The 14,634-nt window shown below is 68.4% G+C and carries 11 protein-coding genes; 1 reads left to right on the top strand and 10 read right to left on the bottom strand.

Annotated features, from left to right (window positions below; translation table 11 throughout):
- Positions 1 to 154: 154 nt before the first annotated feature.
- The 10 genes from DK254_RS15830 to zapE form a co-directional block, all read right to left on the bottom strand.
- Positions 155 to 1,108 carry an AraC family transcriptional regulator gene (locus DK254_RS15830; RefSeq protein WP_109934520.1) on the bottom strand — a complete coding sequence of 318 codons (954 nt, stop codon included), beginning with the start codon at positions 1,106 to 1,108 and terminating at the stop codon, positions 155 to 157.
- Positions 1,109 to 1,339: 231 nt separating this feature from the next.
- Entirely contained in the window at positions 1,340 to 1,753 is a 414-nt protein-coding gene (locus DK254_RS15835) for a type IV pilin protein (protein WP_109934521.1), read from the bottom strand.
- A gap of 11 nt (positions 1,754 to 1,764) precedes the next feature.
- Positions 1,765 to 6,048 (bottom strand): pilus assembly protein, encoded by a 4,284-nt coding sequence (locus DK254_RS15840; RefSeq protein WP_109934522.1) that lies wholly within the window; start codon positions 6,046 to 6,048, stop codon positions 1,765 to 1,767.
- 23 nt (positions 6,049 to 6,071) lie between these two features.
- Positions 6,072 to 6,611, bottom strand: a complete 540-nt coding sequence (locus DK254_RS15845) for a PilX N-terminal domain-containing pilus assembly protein (RefSeq protein ID WP_109934523.1) — start codon at positions 6,609 to 6,611, stop codon at positions 6,072 to 6,074.
- Positions 6,608 to 7,384 (bottom strand): PilW family protein, encoded by a 777-nt coding sequence (locus DK254_RS15850; RefSeq protein ID WP_109934524.1) that lies wholly within the window; start codon positions 7,382 to 7,384, stop codon positions 6,608 to 6,610. The genes DK254_RS15845 and DK254_RS15850 overlap by 4 nt, the downstream gene beginning before the upstream one ends.
- Positions 7,385 to 7,927: a type IV pilus modification protein PilV gene (gene pilV, locus DK254_RS15855; protein WP_109934525.1), complete on the bottom strand. Its 543-nt coding sequence runs from the start codon at positions 7,925 to 7,927 to the stop codon at positions 7,385 to 7,387.
- The gene (locus DK254_RS15860; protein ID WP_109934526.1) at positions 7,924 to 8,427 is read right to left on the bottom strand and encodes a Tfp pilus assembly protein FimT/FimU; all 504 of its coding nucleotides are present in this window, start codon (positions 8,425 to 8,427) and stop codon (positions 7,924 to 7,926) included. Before DK254_RS15860 ends, pilV begins: the two co-directional genes overlap by 4 nt.
- A 380-nt stretch (positions 8,428 to 8,807) precedes the next feature.
- Complete coding sequence (locus tag DK254_RS15865; RefSeq protein ID WP_109934527.1) at positions 8,808 to 10,157, bottom strand: MFS transporter; 1,350 nt, start codon at positions 10,155 to 10,157, stop codon at positions 8,808 to 8,810.
- Positions 10,158 to 10,335: 178 nt separating this feature from the next.
- Positions 10,336 to 11,178: an IclR family transcriptional regulator gene (locus DK254_RS15870; RefSeq protein WP_089390349.1), complete on the bottom strand. Its 843-nt coding sequence runs from the start codon at positions 11,176 to 11,178 to the stop codon at positions 10,336 to 10,338.
- 215 nt (positions 11,179 to 11,393) lie between these two features.
- Positions 11,394 to 12,464: a cell division protein ZapE gene (zapE, locus tag DK254_RS15875; protein ID WP_109934528.1), complete on the bottom strand. Its 1,071-nt coding sequence runs from the start codon at positions 12,462 to 12,464 to the stop codon at positions 11,394 to 11,396.
- Between the two features lie 198 nt (positions 12,465 to 12,662).
- On the opposite strand from zapE, the gene DK254_RS15880 reads away from it, so the two are divergent.
- The gene (locus DK254_RS15880) at positions 12,663 to 14,558 is read left to right on the top strand and encodes a cytochrome c (RefSeq protein WP_109934529.1); all 1,896 of its coding nucleotides are present in this window, start codon (positions 12,663 to 12,665) and stop codon (positions 14,556 to 14,558) included.
- Positions 14,559 to 14,634: the final 76 nt, after the last annotated feature.

A 14,634-nucleotide genomic window follows, 5' to 3' on the forward strand; every position in this document is an offset into this window, starting at 1 on the left:
GCCCTGCCCGCGATTCGCGCGCAGGGCGCGCTCCTACAGGGGAATGGCATGGCTCGGTCGTAGGAGCGGACTCCGTCCGCGATTGGATTCACCGGCCACGCCGGACGCCCTGGTGGCACGGCCAACGGCGGATAACCGCGAATGGTGCCCGGTATCAGCCGCGGCGCTTGAAGGTTTCCGAGGGCAGCTCGCCGAACTGCTGGCGGTAGCTCTCGGAGAAGCGCCCCAGGTGCAGGAAGCCGTAGTCCAGCGCCAGCTCGGTGACGTTGCGCACGTTGCAGCTGGGGTCGGCGAGGCTTGCGCGGATGCGTTCGAGCTTGCGCTGGCGGATGTACTGGCGCGGGGTGCTGCTGGCGTGGCGTTCGAACAGGGCGTAGAGCGAGCGCAGGCTCATCTTGGCCTGGCGGGCCAGTTCCTCGATGTCGATGTCCTGCTTGAGGTTGCGCTCGATGTAGTCGTCGATGCGCTCGAACGAGGCCATGGGCGCGGCCAGGCATTCGCGGCTGACGTTGGTCTGCAGCAGGGTCAGCAGCTTGCTGGCGACGATCTGCTGGTAGTGCTCCTCGATGCGCGGCAGGCGCTCGCCGGCCTCGGCTTCCATGCAGACCATGCCCAGCAGGTTGACGAAGCCTTCCAGCTCGCCCAGGCGGTAGCGGCTCTCGGTGAAGCGCGGGCCCTGGCGCGGGTGGGCCCAGCGCTGTTCGGCGCAGACGCCTTCGAGCACCGCGGTGGGGATCTTGATGATGAATTTCTCGCAGTCGTCCGAGTAGGTCAGGTCGACCGGGTCGTCCGGGTTGATCAGCAACAGCTCGCCGGGCTCCAGGTAGTGTTCCCGGCCCTGGCCGCGCCACAGGCAGTGGCCGTGCAGCAGCACCTGCAGGTGGTAGATGGTCTCCAGCGCCGGCGAGGTGACGCGCACCGCGGCGCCGTAGCTGATGCGGCAGAGGTCGAGGCTGGCGAACTTGCGGTGGTTGAGGCTGGCTTCGGGGCGGCCGTTGGCGGGCATGCGCAGGGCGTGGTTGCCGACGTGCTGGTTGACGTAGCCGGACACCGCGTAGGGGTCGGCGCGTTCGAAGATCCGGCTGCGCTCGCTCAGCAGGTTCTGCATACAGGCACTCACTCTTGTTGTGGTCGTCCGCGCTCTTCGTCGCGGCTCGTGCCCGTCCAGTCTATGCCGTGGCCGGGACGGCAGGGCCCGGCAGAGGACGGACGGTCGCGCGGCCACCCCGATCCGGGGACGGCTGGCCCGCATACCGTCCGGCCACCCTAAGGTGGGATGGCCGGCGGCGCAATTCGACCTGTGGCGGAGTGTTCGCCTATCGCACGCTTTCGCCCTGGCTCATTGCCAGCAGGTGCTGGCCGTGCCGGTGCCGCTGGCGCCGCGGGTGCCGGCCTGGTCGAGGGTGAGCGTCAGGCATTCGCTGTCCCTGGCCTGGCTGCCGGTGGCCGTGGCGGTCAGGGTGTAGGTCGAGGCCGTGACGTTGGAGATGGCCAGGCTGTAGTACTGCACGCCCGCCAGGTAGCTGGCCAGGTTCAGCGCGGTGCTGGTGCTGGCGTAGGTGTTGTTCTGCGCGAAGTAGCGCTCCTGCCGCGCCGCCGCCTCGCTCAGCAGCGCCTGGCCTTCGGCGCGGTGGCTGCGCAGCACGTACTTCTGGTAGCTGGGCAGTGCGATGGCCGCGAGTATCGCCAGGATGACCACGACGATCATCATTTCTATCAGGGTGAAGCCGCGGCTTCGTTGTACGGGTTTCATCGTTCGCCCCATCAGTTGGAATCGCTCGGCAGCACCTGCCAGCTGCGCCGGCCGCTGACAGTGCCGGTATTGGTGGGTACGCCATCGGGGAGGTAGACGTCCCCACCGCCCCAGGTGTAGCCACCGGACAGCGTGATGTCGCCGCCGTCGGTGACGAAGCCGGACATCGACTCGTAAATGCCGTCGCTGTTCAGGTCGAAGACGTTGTAGTCGGTCTTGCCGCCGCTCTCCGGGTCCACCGCGTAGACGGTGCCGGACAACCCCGCGGCGCAGGTGCCGGTCTGCGGCGTGGAGCTGGCGAAGATCAGGCTGGAACCGTACAGCGTCATGTCGTAGATCAGCCGCTCGCCAGTGCGCGGGAAGTCGAAGTACCAGCCCCAGGTGTCGACGTTGGCGTCGGCGGTGTCGCCGCTGCTGTCGTACCAGGCGACGTCGCTGTCGCTCAGGGTATAGGTGGTGGTGCCGTCGGTGGTGCCGGCGGTCAGCGTCTGCTGTTGCAGGTCGCTGCGCGTCTTGGCCGCGGTCAGCGAGGCGCTGGTGGCCTCGCCGGCGGTCTTGCGGTCCCAGATGCCGTAGATGCTCTGGGTGGCGGTGGCGGTCTTGTCCGAGGTGGTCAGGTAGCGGCCAGTGCCGAAGGCCACGATGTAGCCGGTGCCGCTGGGGTGCTCGACCAGGCTCGGCGCCGCGGTGATCGGCTGGCGCACGTTGCTGGCGTTGCGCGCCACGTACAGCGGGTTGCCGCCGAAGGCCACGGCGAACTTGGCGTCGGCGGCGCTGGCGGTGAGCGGGCTGCTGGCGCTGGTGTCGATCAGGTCGAAGCGCCAGAGGTCGCCCAGCAGGTCGCCGGCGTAGGCGTAGTCGGCGATGCCGTCGCTGTTCACGTCGGCCACGTAGAGCCGCGACAGGCCGTTGGCCAGGCTGTCGATCGCGCCAGTGTCGGTGGTGGTCAGGCTGGGGGTAGCAGTGATCTTTTTCAGCAGGGTGCCGCTCTGGATGTCGATGATCAGCAGCGAGGCGCTGTTGCTGCCGCTCTCGTAGCCGTTGGGCACCAGGGCCACCCACTTGCCGTCGTGCAGGCGGGCGATGCTGGGCTTGGCGGCGGTGTAGCCGAGGCTGGAGTCGCTGTCGCTGGTGAACTCCCAGAGCAGGCTCGGCGAGGCCGGGTCGGTGATGTCCAGGGCGAACACCTCGCGGCCGCCGGCGCCGAGGCTGCCGACCAGCACCTTGTGCCAGGCCGAGCCGTAGTAGACGTCGGCCACCACCGGGGTGCCGTCGACGAAGTAGCGGTGCTCGGTGCCTTCGTCCTGGCCGTAGTCACTGGCGGTGAGGATGTTCAGGTTGGCGATCACCGCGCTGGGGATGAAGGCGAACAGCTCGGCCCCGGTGCTGGCGTTGAAGGCATGCAGCATGCCGTCGTTGGCGCCGACGTAGACCGCCGACGGCTTGGAGGCCTGGCCACTGGCGTAGGTGGCGTAGCTGGTGCTGCCCTCCAGGGCATCGGCCCGCGCGGTGATGTAGTCGGCGCCGCTGACCAGCACCGGCGAGGAGTTGACGATGTCGCCGAGCAGCGAGGAGCGGCTGCGGAAGCTGGTGTTGCTGCCGCGCAGGAAGTCCACGCGGGTGGAGCCTTTGCTGTCGACCACACCGGCGGCGGTGCGGTTGAGCGCGGTCTGCTGGGCGGTGCTGAGGTTGGCCCAGGTGAACGAGGTCAGGCTGCCGTTCTTGGCGAAGTAGATGTTGCGGCTGCTGGGCAGTTGCGCCGAGGCCTTCCACAGGGTGGTGGTGGTCGTGCTGGTGGCGCCGCTGCTGGAGGTGGTCTTGACCTTCTGCTTCTTGATCAGGTCGCCGGTCCAGTCGCTGGAGCTGAAGTTGGTGCTGTAGACGTAGTCGCCGTCGTCCAGCGACTGCGAGTCCACCGCCACCGCGGTGACCGAGGTGTTGAGCTGGAGGATGTCGTCGAAGGCCGACTTCAGCTGGCTGGCCAGCTTGCTCGGGTTGCTCACCAGGAAGTAGTTGTCCGGGGTGCCGTCGCCGTCGGTATCCCAGGTGCTGAGGTCGCTCTTGCCGTACTTGGCGGCGTACCACAGGGGGTCCTGCAGGGTGGTGACGGCGGTGGAGGTGGAGGGCGTGAAGGTGCGGGTGTGCGAGTCGGAACGCCCGCTGATGCTCGCGCTGTTGTTCGCCAGGCCCGGCAGGTAGCTGCAGTTGGCGTTGGTCGCCGAGCAGTCGCCAGGGTACTTGCCGTCCGGGGTGTCGAGCTTGTAGCGCGTGGTCCCGCTGCCGCCGCCGGTGACCTCCAGGTAGACGCCGTCCTTGGTGGTGCCGGACATGGTGTAGCCCATGTGCGACTCGTAGGACGCCACCGAATATTCGGTCTTGGAAGTGACCGACACGGTACCGTCGCTGTTGGCCGTCACCGTGTAGAGCACGATGGCGTCCATGTCGTAGTCGCTGCCCTGGGCCGAATCGTCGTAGACCACGCGGAAGGTGATGGTGCTGATGTTGCCGCTGCTGTCCTTGGTCAGGGTGTCGATGTAGAAGCCGGTGATCTGGCTGACCACGCCCTGGGTCACGTCCATGCTGAAGGGCACCAGCTTGAGGCTGCCCTTGCTGGTGGTGATCCTGATGTTGGGCAGGGTCGAGGACAGCGCGATGGAGAAGCTCTGCACCTTGTTCGAGCCGGCGCTGGTCAGCACCGTCTGGCTGCCGAAGTAGCTCACCGCGGCGGTGCTGTAGCTGCCCTGGCGCGTCGGCTCCTCGGCCAGGCCGCGGATGCTGGCGAAGCTGCTGGCGGACTTGGCGGTGGGCGCCGAGTCGTTGGTGGTGCCGGAGGATTCGCCGATGTTGACCTTGGCGCTGGCGCCCACCTCCTTGCTCCACAGGGTGGCGCCGATGCTGGCGAAGTCGAAGCCGATGTCGTCGGTGGGCTTGACGTCGCTGCCCAGGGTGCTGCCGGGCACGTCCGAGTCGTAGCTGGGGTTGATGTCGCTCATCAGCGTCATGAACGGCCGGGTGCACGACGGATAGGTCGAGTAGGGGTTGCTCCAGGTGGATACGCTGGACAGCCCGAGGCCGGTGTCGATGGTGCCGGCGGCGTAGTTGCCGTTGAGCGCCTTGCCGGCGTAGTAGCGCAGGGCCTCGTAGGCCATCTCGCCCAGCGGGTTGCCCCAGTCCGGGCAGCTGCCGTTGGTCAGCGGGTTGAGCAGGGTGCCGCTGCTGCAGCGCTGGTAGTACACCAGGCGGTCGAGGTTGGCGACGATGCCGCTGTTGTTCACGTAGCAGCGCGAGTTCAGGCAGCCGGTGCCGCTGGTGGAGTCGGTGAGGAAGCGCCCGGTGCTGGCAGTGTATTCGTCGCCGAAGCTGGCCGGCGCCTTGCGCAGCACGCCGCCACGCAGGTTGTTGGTGTAGGTGCCGGTCATCAGGCCGAAGTACATCTTGTTCGAGGCACCATAGTCGTGCAGCACCCCGGTGGGCTTGTAGACGCTGCCGTACTGCACGCAGTTGCTCTCCAGCAGGCCACTGACACAGGCCTGCACGCGTACCGTCATGTCCGGGCTGGGGGTGACGCTGGTGCTGGAGGAAATGGTGTTGGTGGCCTGCGGGTCCTCCCGCGAGACCCAGTTCCAGATGCGGTAGCTGGTGTTGCTGATCACCCGCAGCTTGGGCACGGCACTGCTGCTGTAGCCGGTGAGCGTGGACGTGCCGCTGGCCGGCCGCGAGGTGTTGGCGAAGAGGATGTACTTGCCGCTGTCCGGGACGCTCAGCGGCGCGTAGTCGGCGATGTTGTAGCCGTCGCGGGCGACGCTCTTGTATTCCTTGCCCCAGCTGTGCGCGTCGTTGGGGATGAAGGCGCGCTCCAGCACCGTGGCGGTGGCGCTGTCGGTGGAGCGGTAGCCGCCGTAGAGCACCTTGCGCAGCACGTCCAGGCGCGACATGGTCAGGTAGTTGAGGAAGTCGCCGCTCCACTGGCTGCTGCACTTCTTGGTGCTGGTGACGCTCTTCGGGACGAAGACGTTGTTGCTGCTGTCGTAGCTGTAGCACTTATACGAGTCGAAGTAGCCGGTGTAGTCGATGCTCGGCTTGTAGTAGATGTCCAGCTGGCCGTCGCCGTCGATGTCCGAGGCGTCGTTGTAGGCCGGGAAGTAGAGCTTCTGGTCGCGGCCGACCACCAGCATGTTCATCGGCGGAGCGATGTTGCTGACGAACAGCGGCGTCTGCGCCAGCACCGAGGCCCGGGCGCCGGCGCACAGCAGGCAGGACAGCAGAAGCAGCGCCAGCGCGCGCAGCGGTTTCATGGTGGGGAGCCTCCTCGCGGGCCTCATGGGATCACCAGCGCGGTGCTGGAGCGCAGGCACAGGGTGTTCGCGGCGCAGCCGGTGCTGGCGCTGTCCTTGTAGGCCTGGGCGTTGACTTCGTAGTAGTAGGTGCAGCCGGCCTGGCCCTTGGACAGGTAGGCGTTGGCGCTGCCGCCGGAGCCGCCCTTGCAGCTGTTGCCGATGTAGCGCAGGTACCAGCGCGCGTTGCGCGGCAGGCTAGTGGCGCCGTCCAGCCCGGTGTAGGCCGTGGCGCTGGAGAAGTCCACGGCATAGCTGCTGGCCAGGCCGGTGTAGCAGGGGCGGGACGACGAACAGGCCTCCAGCGCGCGGCTGCTCTCGCTCACCCTGCCCTCGCCTTCGCGCAGGGCCGATTCGGCCGCGCTGGTCAGCCGCTGCAGCTCCAGGCGGTTGCCGGTCATCCGCCCTTCCAGCTGCATCTCGCGCATGCCGCCGACCGCCAGCAGGGTCAGCACCAGCAGCATTACCAGGGCGACGAACAGCACGGCGCCGCGCTGGCGCCCGTGCATCGGGGTACTCCTCATGGCATCAGGTTCCTCAACATGCTGCTGCCGCTGACGATGCGCCGCAGGGTGCCGTCGCCGTCGGTGCAGGCGCTGCCGCCGCTGAGGGTCGCCCAGTCGGTGCAGCTGGTGGTGCTCATGCCGCCGGTCAGGTTGCTGCCGCTGCTGGCCAGCAGCAGCGTGTAGCGCAGGCTGCGCACGGTCTGGGCGCTGGTCGGGCTGGCGACGTACTTGGCGACCTGGCGGGCGTTCTCGTCGGTGCCGGTGTCCACGCCGTAGTCGAAGTGCACCGCCGCCACGTTGTCGGCCAGCACGCTGCCGTTGCAGCTGAGCTGGCCATTGGCGAGGCCGATCTTCTCCACCACGTCGTTGCTCGGGCTGAAGGTCGCGTAGGGCGTGGTCAACCCCGGCAGGCTGCCCAGGGAGGCGCCGGTACAGTCGATGTCGTCGGCGTCGCGCGGCTGGTAGCGCAGGCACAGGGTGTTGGCATCCACCCGCACCAGCGCCTGGCCGGCGGCGAAGCTGCAGCCGTTCTTGCTCTGCGCCGGGAAGGCGGTGCTCATGCGCGTCGACGGCTGGCGCCGGTAGCCGGCCCGGGATAGGCGCGCGTCCAGCACCCGCTGCAGGTAGCGGGCGTTGTCCAGGTTCTCGGACTGGCCGGCGAAGTAGCGGGTGCGGGTGCTGCCGTCGAGGTACATCTGGGTGACGCCCAGCACCAGGAACAGGCCGAGGGTCATGGCCACCATCAGCTCGACCAGCGAGAGGCCGGCCTGGCGGCGGGGATGGGCGGGCATTCAGGGCTCCTCGCGCAGCACGTAGTGGCAGATGGTCGGGTCGCTGCCGGCATTCGCGTCCAGGCACTCGCCGGACTTCACCCGCCAGGCCAGCTGGATCTCGATGGCCGATCCGCTGCCGCTGCAAGTGCTGGCGCCATTGCTGCGGCATACGTGGAAATCGCTGCTCATCAGGCTGGCGGCGTCGGGCAGCGCCTGGCGCACCCGCTGCGCCCAGCAGCCCAGGCGTTGCGAGGCGCTCAGCGCGGCCAGCGAGGCACAGCTGGCCGGCGCCGCGGGGAAGGCGCTGCCGCTGGCCTTGTAGTAGTCGGAGCTGGCCGGCGGCGTCAGCGGCGTGCCGCCATCCTGGGCGGAATAGAGGTCGGTGCGGATGGTTTCCATCAGCTCGTCGGCCAGCGCCGCCGCCGTGCCGCGCACCGCCATGTCCTGGGAATAGGCGATCGCCCTGCCCTGCATGGCGAGCATGCCCAGCACGCCGACGCAGATCACCAGCAAGGCCACCAGCACTTCGATCAGGCTGAAGCCGGCCAGGTCACGTTTCATTGGCTGCTCCCCGAGCCCAGGCTCATGTAGCCGGAAGCGGCGACCTTGATGCTGTAGCTGCTGCCGCTCTTGCTGCCGCTGAGGCTCAGGCTGGCCACCGCGGCGCTGCCGTCGGCACGGAAGGTCAGGCCGCTGACGCTGCTGGTCACGCCGATGCTGCTGGGCAGGCTCAGGCGCTGCGCCACCAGGCTGGCGTCGAGCGAGGCGCAGCTGCCGGCGCGCACCAGCAGCCACTCGTAGGCGCTGCCGTTCTGGCACAGGCTCATGGCGGTGCGCGTGCTCACGGCGTCGGCGCGGGCGCCCTGGAACAGGCGGTAGAGCGCCGAGGCGGAAGACTTCACCCGGCTGGACTCGATCAGCGAGCCGAAGGCCGGCACGGCGATGCTGGCGAAGATCGCCACCAGGGCGACCACCACCATCAGCTCGATCAGGGTAAAAGCGCGCTGACCTCCGGCCCCCTCCATGGGCACCAGCCTGCGCGGGTGGACAGAAACACTCATGGCCCGAACCGCTCGAACGACAGTTGCATGAAACCCCGGCCGGGGCCGGGATGCGATGGGCCTATTGTCGGGCCGGCGTTAGCGGCGGCATGTGTCCTTAATTTTTCAGGGGCGATACATTCGCTACCGCTCGCAGGCGGTGGGCGACCGCTGGTCCGTTGTCATTGAGGGGGGAGGAAAGAGGGCCGGTTCTTCGTAGGAACGAGCTTGCTCGCGAACCGCATGGCACCCTATTTGTTCGCGAGCAAGCTCGCTCCTACAAAAGCGCTGCCAGCCGGTGATATAGGGCTCCGTCCGCGATTGGACTCATCTGCCACTCCGGACGCTCCGGTAGCACGGCCAACGGCGGATAACCGCGAACGGTTATTCGCCCTACGGTTTCAGGTAGCGTCCGCGTGGCTGACCAGGCCCTTGATCACCACCGCGGTGCCGGCGATGGCGGCCGGTACCACCAGGGCGGTGAGCACTTGTTCGAAGTTCCAGCCCAGGCCCAGCAGGGTGGCGCCGATCCAGGCGCCGAGGATGGCGCCGAAGCGGCCGATGCCGAGCATCCAGGACACCCCGGTGGCGCGCCCCTGGGTCGGGTAGAAGCGTGCCGCCAGCGAGGGCATGGCCGACTGCGCGCCGTTCACGCACATGCCCGCGGCCAGCACCAGCGTCGCCAGCAGGCCGAGGGTGCCCAGGCTCTGGCCCACGCAGTAGGCGAAGACGCCGGCCAGGCAGTAGAAGAGGCCGATCACCTTGTGCGGGTTGAAACGGTCCATGGCCCAGCCCACCGCCACCGAGCTGAGCACCCCGCCGAGCTGGAACAGCGCGCCGATGAAGGCGGCCTGCTCCAGGCTGGCGCCGCTGTCGCGCATCAGGGTGGGCAGCCAGCTGGTGAGCAGGTAGACGATCACCAGGCCCATGAAGTAGGTCAGCCACAGCAGCAGGGTGCCGGCGCTGTAGCGGCCGGCGAACACCACCTTGAGCACGTTGCCGCTGGGCGCGCTGCCCTGCTCCGGCACGCTGAAGCCGCCGGCCATGGCCACCTCCGCCGGGGCTATCGGCGCCAGCGCCTTGCGCACGCGCGCGTCGCCGCGGTTGCGCACCACCAGGAAGCGCGCCGACTCCGGCAGCCACAGCAGCAGTACCAGGGCCAGCACCAGCGGCAGCACGCCGCCGAGCAGCAGCAGGCTGTGCCAGCCGAAGGCCGGGATCAGCTTGGCGGAAATGAAGCCGCCGCCGGCCATGCCCAGGTTGAAGCCGCAGAACATGCTGGTGACCAGCAGCGACTTGAGGCGTTCGGGGGTGTACTCGGCGAGCAGCGTGGTGGCGTTGGGCATGGCCGCGCCCAGGCCGACGCCGGTGAGCAGGCGCAGCACCAGCAACTGGTCGAGGTTGGCGCTGAAGGCGCAGAGCACGCTGAACAGGCCGAACAGGAACACTGCCGCCACCAGCACCACCTTGCGCCCGAAGCGGTCGGCCAGCGGGCCGGAGCCGAGGGCGCCGAAGACCATGCCGATCAGCGCGGCGCTCATCACCGGGCCGAGGCTGGCGCGGTCGATGCCCCAGTCCTGGGTCAGCGCCGGGGCGATGAAGCCCATGGCCGCGGTGTCGAGGCCGTCGAGGAAGACGATGAGGAAGCACAGCAGCACGATGCGGTACTGGTACGCCGACAGCGGCTGGGCATTGATGAAGGACTGGACGTCCAGGGTGCCGGTGGACGGCAGGGTGGCGGAACGGGTCATGCGGCGATTCCTGCAGGCGGACAGGAATGAGGCCGCCACCGAGGCATGGACCGGTGGCTGTCACTCATTGTTGTTATTCGGCGCCCTTGCGGGCGGACGGCCCACAGTACGAATTGCCTGTCAGAGCTTCAATTCGATAATCGCCATTGCGGGCGATTATCGACCACATCCCTGATGCTCAGTGGAACAGCCGCGTGCTCAGCTCCCGGCTGGCCTCCAGCAGCACCGGCAGGAAGCGCGTCTCCAGTTCCTGGCGCGACACCCGGCCGACGTGGGTGCCGACGTTCAGCGCCGCCAGCACCTGGCCGGCGGAGTCCTTCAGCGGCACCGCCACCGAGCGCAGGCCCATCTCCAGCTCCTGGTCGATGATCACCCAGCCCTGCCGGCGGATCTCGGCGATGCTCGCGCGCAGGCCCTCGGGGGTGCACACGGTGCGGCTGGTCTTCACCTGCAGGTCGGCGTGGGCCAGGTAGTCCTCCAGGGCCTGGTCGTCGAGCCCGGCCAGGAGGATGCGGCCCATGGACGTGCAGTAGGCCGGCAGCCGGCTGCCCACGCTGAGGTCCACCGAGATCAGCCGCTGCGGCGTGGCCGAGCGGGCGATGTAGAGGATCTCGTCGCCCTCCAGGGTGGCCATGGAACAGGCCTCGCGCAGCTGCTCGCTGACGCGGTCGAGGATCGGCTGCGCGGTGACCGCCAGCGGCGTCGAGGACAGGTAGGCGTGGCCCAGGGTCAGCACCTTGGGCAGCAGCGAATAGGTGCGCCCGTCGGTGGTCACGTAGCCCAGCTTCATCAGCGTGTGCAGGCAGCGGCGCACGGCGGCGCGGGGAATCTCGGTGCGGTGGCTGACCTGGGCGATGGTCAGGTGGCGCTTGCGCTCCTGGAACGCATGGATCACCGCCAGGCCGCGGGCCAGCGAGGTCATGAAGTTAGGGTCGCCGGTGAAGGCCTCGATGCGCTTGGCCGGCGAAGCGACGATGGGCGGGGCCAGGGTGCCCGAGCTGGCGGAATTTTCGTCGGTCATGGCGCTGTCCTGCTGGCGGAGGGTTTGGCCGATTATCGAAGCGTCGGGCGATAATCGCAAATGGAATTGGGCGATAATCGCCCAAACCTGTATCAGCGGATAACCCGCCATTCGCCCCACGCCATGGCCGACCTGTGCGTAGGGCGTACAACCGTTCGCGGTTGTACGCCGATACACCACGCACACCCGCCCCTCCGGAGCTGGGCCCGGCCCCCCTATAACGGCTCCAACTTCAACTGCCGCAACCGGCTCAAGGTCCGCGCGAAATCCACCGCCGCGCCGCCCTCGGCCAGGCGGTCCAGCGACACACTGGCGAACAGCTGCAGGCGCAGTTGGCGGTCGTAGGCGATGTCGATGAAGTTGAGGAAGCGCATGCTCACGTCCGGCGGGTAGTCGCCCAGCGGGCCCAGGCCGCTGACCGCCATGCGCGGGAAATGCTCGATCAGCCACAGGTAGTCGGCCGCCGAGCGCGGGCGTTCGAACAGCTCGCTGAAGTCGAGCCAGGCGCGGCCTTCCTCCAGGGCGTGGATGCGCAGCGGGTGGTGGTTGACGTCCAGCACCTGGTCGAACTGCGCCGCGTCATCCAGGCCCAGGCGCGCGCCGATCAGCGCCAGGTCGTCGGCGCGCGCCGGCCACAGGTAGCTGCCCCAGTTCTCCAGGGGCGTGGCGCGCAGGCGGTAGTCCTCGCCGCCGTCCAGCGGCACCACGTCGAAACGTTTCTCGATCAGCTCGATGGCCGGGCGGAAGCGCTCGCGGTACAGCGGGTTGGGGCACAGGCCCTCGGGCTGGTAGTTGGAGGTGCAGACCATGCCCACGCCCTCCTCCACCAGCACCTTGAGCATGCGCCCGAGCAGCATGGCGTCGCCGATGTCGTGCACGTGGAACTCGTCGAAGCACAGCAGCCGCGTCTGCGCGGCGATCTCCCGGGCCGCCCGGGCCAGCGGGTCGGCCTGGCCGGTGAAGGCCATCATGCGTTTCTGCAGCTCCTGCAGGAAGGCGTGGAAATGCACGCGGCGCTTGGCCTGCAAGGGTGCCGCGGCATAGAAGCAGTCCATCACGAAGCTCTTGCCGCGGCCCACGCTGCCCCACAGGTAGACGCCCGCGGGCGGCTTGCGCAGCCAGGAGCGGCGGCCGCCGAGGAAGCCGTCCAGCCAGTCGGCCAGGTGGTCGATGGCGGCCTGCTGCGAGGCGTCGGCGCTGTAGCCGCGCTCGCCCAGGGCCACGCGAAAATGCCGCGACACCCGTGCGGCCACTGATTCGTCGTCGAGGGAATGATCGGAACTCAAGACACACCTTTTCGACATCACCTGCGGTGATGTCCCTTTCAAAACGGCGGGCGAACCGCACATGGGCCGCGCCTGCGACCACCACGGCGCAAGCGGCCGGGCGGACAAAAACCCTGTTCATCGTGCGCCATCACCTTGCCAAGCGGCGCCGGTATTGGCATAACGATGGCCCCGGGCCCCCAGAACAAGGAAGTTGCGATGCGCATCATCGGACGGATCATACTCGCTGTCGTCCTGCTGCTCCTGCTCGTGGGTGGCGTGCTGCTCTGGTACGTCGCCCACCCCAACGTGCCGCAGTACACCGCACCCGACAAGCTCAACCTGCTGCCGCAATGGGACCAGCAGGCCCGCGAGCACTACTACTACACGCCCCAGGGCACCCAGGTGAAAGGCCTGCTCTACGACTGGTTCGTCCAGCTGCGCCAACCCTTCTCCGACGAGAAGTTCGCCGACCCGGCCAACCTCGCCCGCTACGGCTTCCTGATCGCCCCCGAGCAGCTCAAGCCGGCCAAGGAGCGCAAGCTCGACCCGAACAACCCCGGCAACCTGCCGGTGGGCTTCGCCCGCCACCGCAACGGCGACAACGGCCCCGAGTACCTCGACATCACCTGCTCCGCCTGCCACACCGGCGAGCTGCGCTACAACGGCCAGGCTGTGCGCATCGACGGCGGCGCGGCCATGCACTCCATCGCCTCCACCGTGCCCACCGTGCGCGGCGGCGCCTTCGGCCAGGCGCTGGGCATGAGCATGCTGTTCACCTACATCAACCCCTGGAAGTTCGACCGCTTCGCCGAGGACGTGCTGGGCCAGAACCCCGACAAGCAGGCCAGGGCCGAACTGCGCGCGGGCTTCAAGGACGTGCTCGGCACCCTGCTGGGCACCGCCTGGAACGACACCCGCCGGCGCCTCTACCCCACCGAGGAAGGCCCCGGCCGCGCCGACGCCTTCGGGCGCATCGCCAACGGCGTGTTCGGCGACCACATCAGCGTCGACAACTACCGCGTGGCCAACGCCCCGGTGAACTACCCGCAGCTGTGGGACATCTGGAAATTCGACTGGGTGCAGTGGAACGGCTCGGCCATGCAGCCCATGGCCCGCAACATCGGCGAGGCCCTGGGGGTGGGCGCCACCCTCGGCCTGCTCGACGCCGACGGCCAGCCGGTGCTGGGCGACGCGCGCTATGCCTCCAGCGTGCGGGTGAAGGACCTCCACGACCTGGAAGAAGGCCTCAAGACCCTCAAGCCGCCGGCCTGGCCGGAAGAGGTGTTCGGCGCCATCGACCTCAAGCGCGCCTCCCAGGGCCGCGCGCTGTTCCGCGAGAACTGCCAGCGCTGCCACGGCCCCCACGTGGTGGAGCCGGACCAGCGCCTGGCCCCCGCGCGCGATCCGGAATGGAAGATGACCATGATCCCCACCCCGGTGATCGGCACCGACCCGACCACCGCGGACAACATCGCCACCCACACCTACGACCTGACGCCGCTGAAATGGCAGCTCGACGAACTGGACAAGCTCAACGTGGTGCTGATGCCGCTGCCCAGCCAGCCGCTGGACCTGTCCAGGCTGTCCGCCGCCAAGGGCCTGGCCTACATCACCGCCTACGTCGAGCAGCGCGCCTACAAGGACGCCAACATCGGCCCCGACGAGCAGAAGCGCATGAACGGCTACGGCCTGGAGATCGGCGTGCGCGAGCTGGCCGCCTACAAGGCCCGCCCGCTGGACGGCGTGTGGGCCACCCCGCCGTTCCTGCACAACGGCTCGGTGCCCAGCCTGTTCCAGCTGCTCTCGCCGGTGGCCGAGCGGGATACCCAGTTCTACGTCGGCACCTTCGACTTCGACCCGAAATTCGTCGGCTACCGCACCGAACGCTTCCCCGGCGGCTTCCTGTACAAGACCAGCGTCACCGGCAACAGCAACCGCGGCCACGAATTCCGCGACGGCTGCCGCAAGGACGGCGCCATCGGCCGCGCCCTGAGCCCGGACGAACGCTGGGCGCTGGTGGAATACCTGAAGGTACTGGGCAACCCGGCCTACGAAAGCCGCCTGACCGACGAGCCCACCCAACCCTGGACCCCAGGCCCGAAATGCGAGTGATGCCAGGACGGGGCTGACCGGCTGACTGCATAGCCCCGCCCCACTCCGAACAGTCCCCTCTCCCTTCAGGGAGAGG

The organism is Pseudomonas sp. RW407 (genome assembly GCF_003176655.1).
Taxonomy (GTDB): Bacteria; Pseudomonadota; Gammaproteobacteria; order Pseudomonadales; family Pseudomonadaceae; genus Pseudomonas; species Pseudomonas delhiensis.

Coding starts and splice junctions, on each gene's coding strand:
- DK254_RS15835 (WP_109934521.1), bottom strand. CDS start 1,753: ATGAAACCCGTACAACGAAGCCGCGGCTTCACCCTGATAGAAATGATG.
- DK254_RS15870 (WP_089390349.1), bottom strand. CDS start 11,178: ATGACCGACGAAAATTCCGCCAGCTCGGGCACCCTGGCCCCGCCCATC.
- DK254_RS15830 (WP_109934520.1), bottom strand. CDS start 1,108: ATGCAGAACCTGCTGAGCGAGCGCAGCCGGATCTTCGAACGCGCCGAC.
- DK254_RS15845 (WP_109934523.1), bottom strand. CDS start 6,611: ATGAGGAGTACCCCGATGCACGGGCGCCAGCGCGGCGCCGTGCTGTTC.
- DK254_RS15850 (WP_109934524.1), bottom strand. CDS start 7,384: ATGCCCGCCCATCCCCGCCGCCAGGCCGGCCTCTCGCTGGTCGAGCTG.
- DK254_RS15860 (WP_109934526.1), bottom strand. CDS start 8,427: ATGAGTGTTTCTGTCCACCCGCGCAGGCTGGTGCCCATGGAGGGGGCC.
- pilV (WP_109934525.1), bottom strand. CDS start 7,927: ATGAAACGTGACCTGGCCGGCTTCAGCCTGATCGAAGTGCTGGTGGCC.
- DK254_RS15880 (WP_109934529.1), top strand. CDS start 12,663: ATGCGCATCATCGGACGGATCATACTCGCTGTCGTCCTGCTGCTCCTG.
- DK254_RS15840 (WP_109934522.1), bottom strand. CDS start 6,048: ATGAAACCGCTGCGCGCGCTGGCGCTGCTTCTGCTGTCCTGCCTGCTG.
- DK254_RS15865 (WP_109934527.1), bottom strand. CDS start 10,157: ATGACCCGTTCCGCCACCCTGCCGTCCACCGGCACCCTGGACGTCCAG.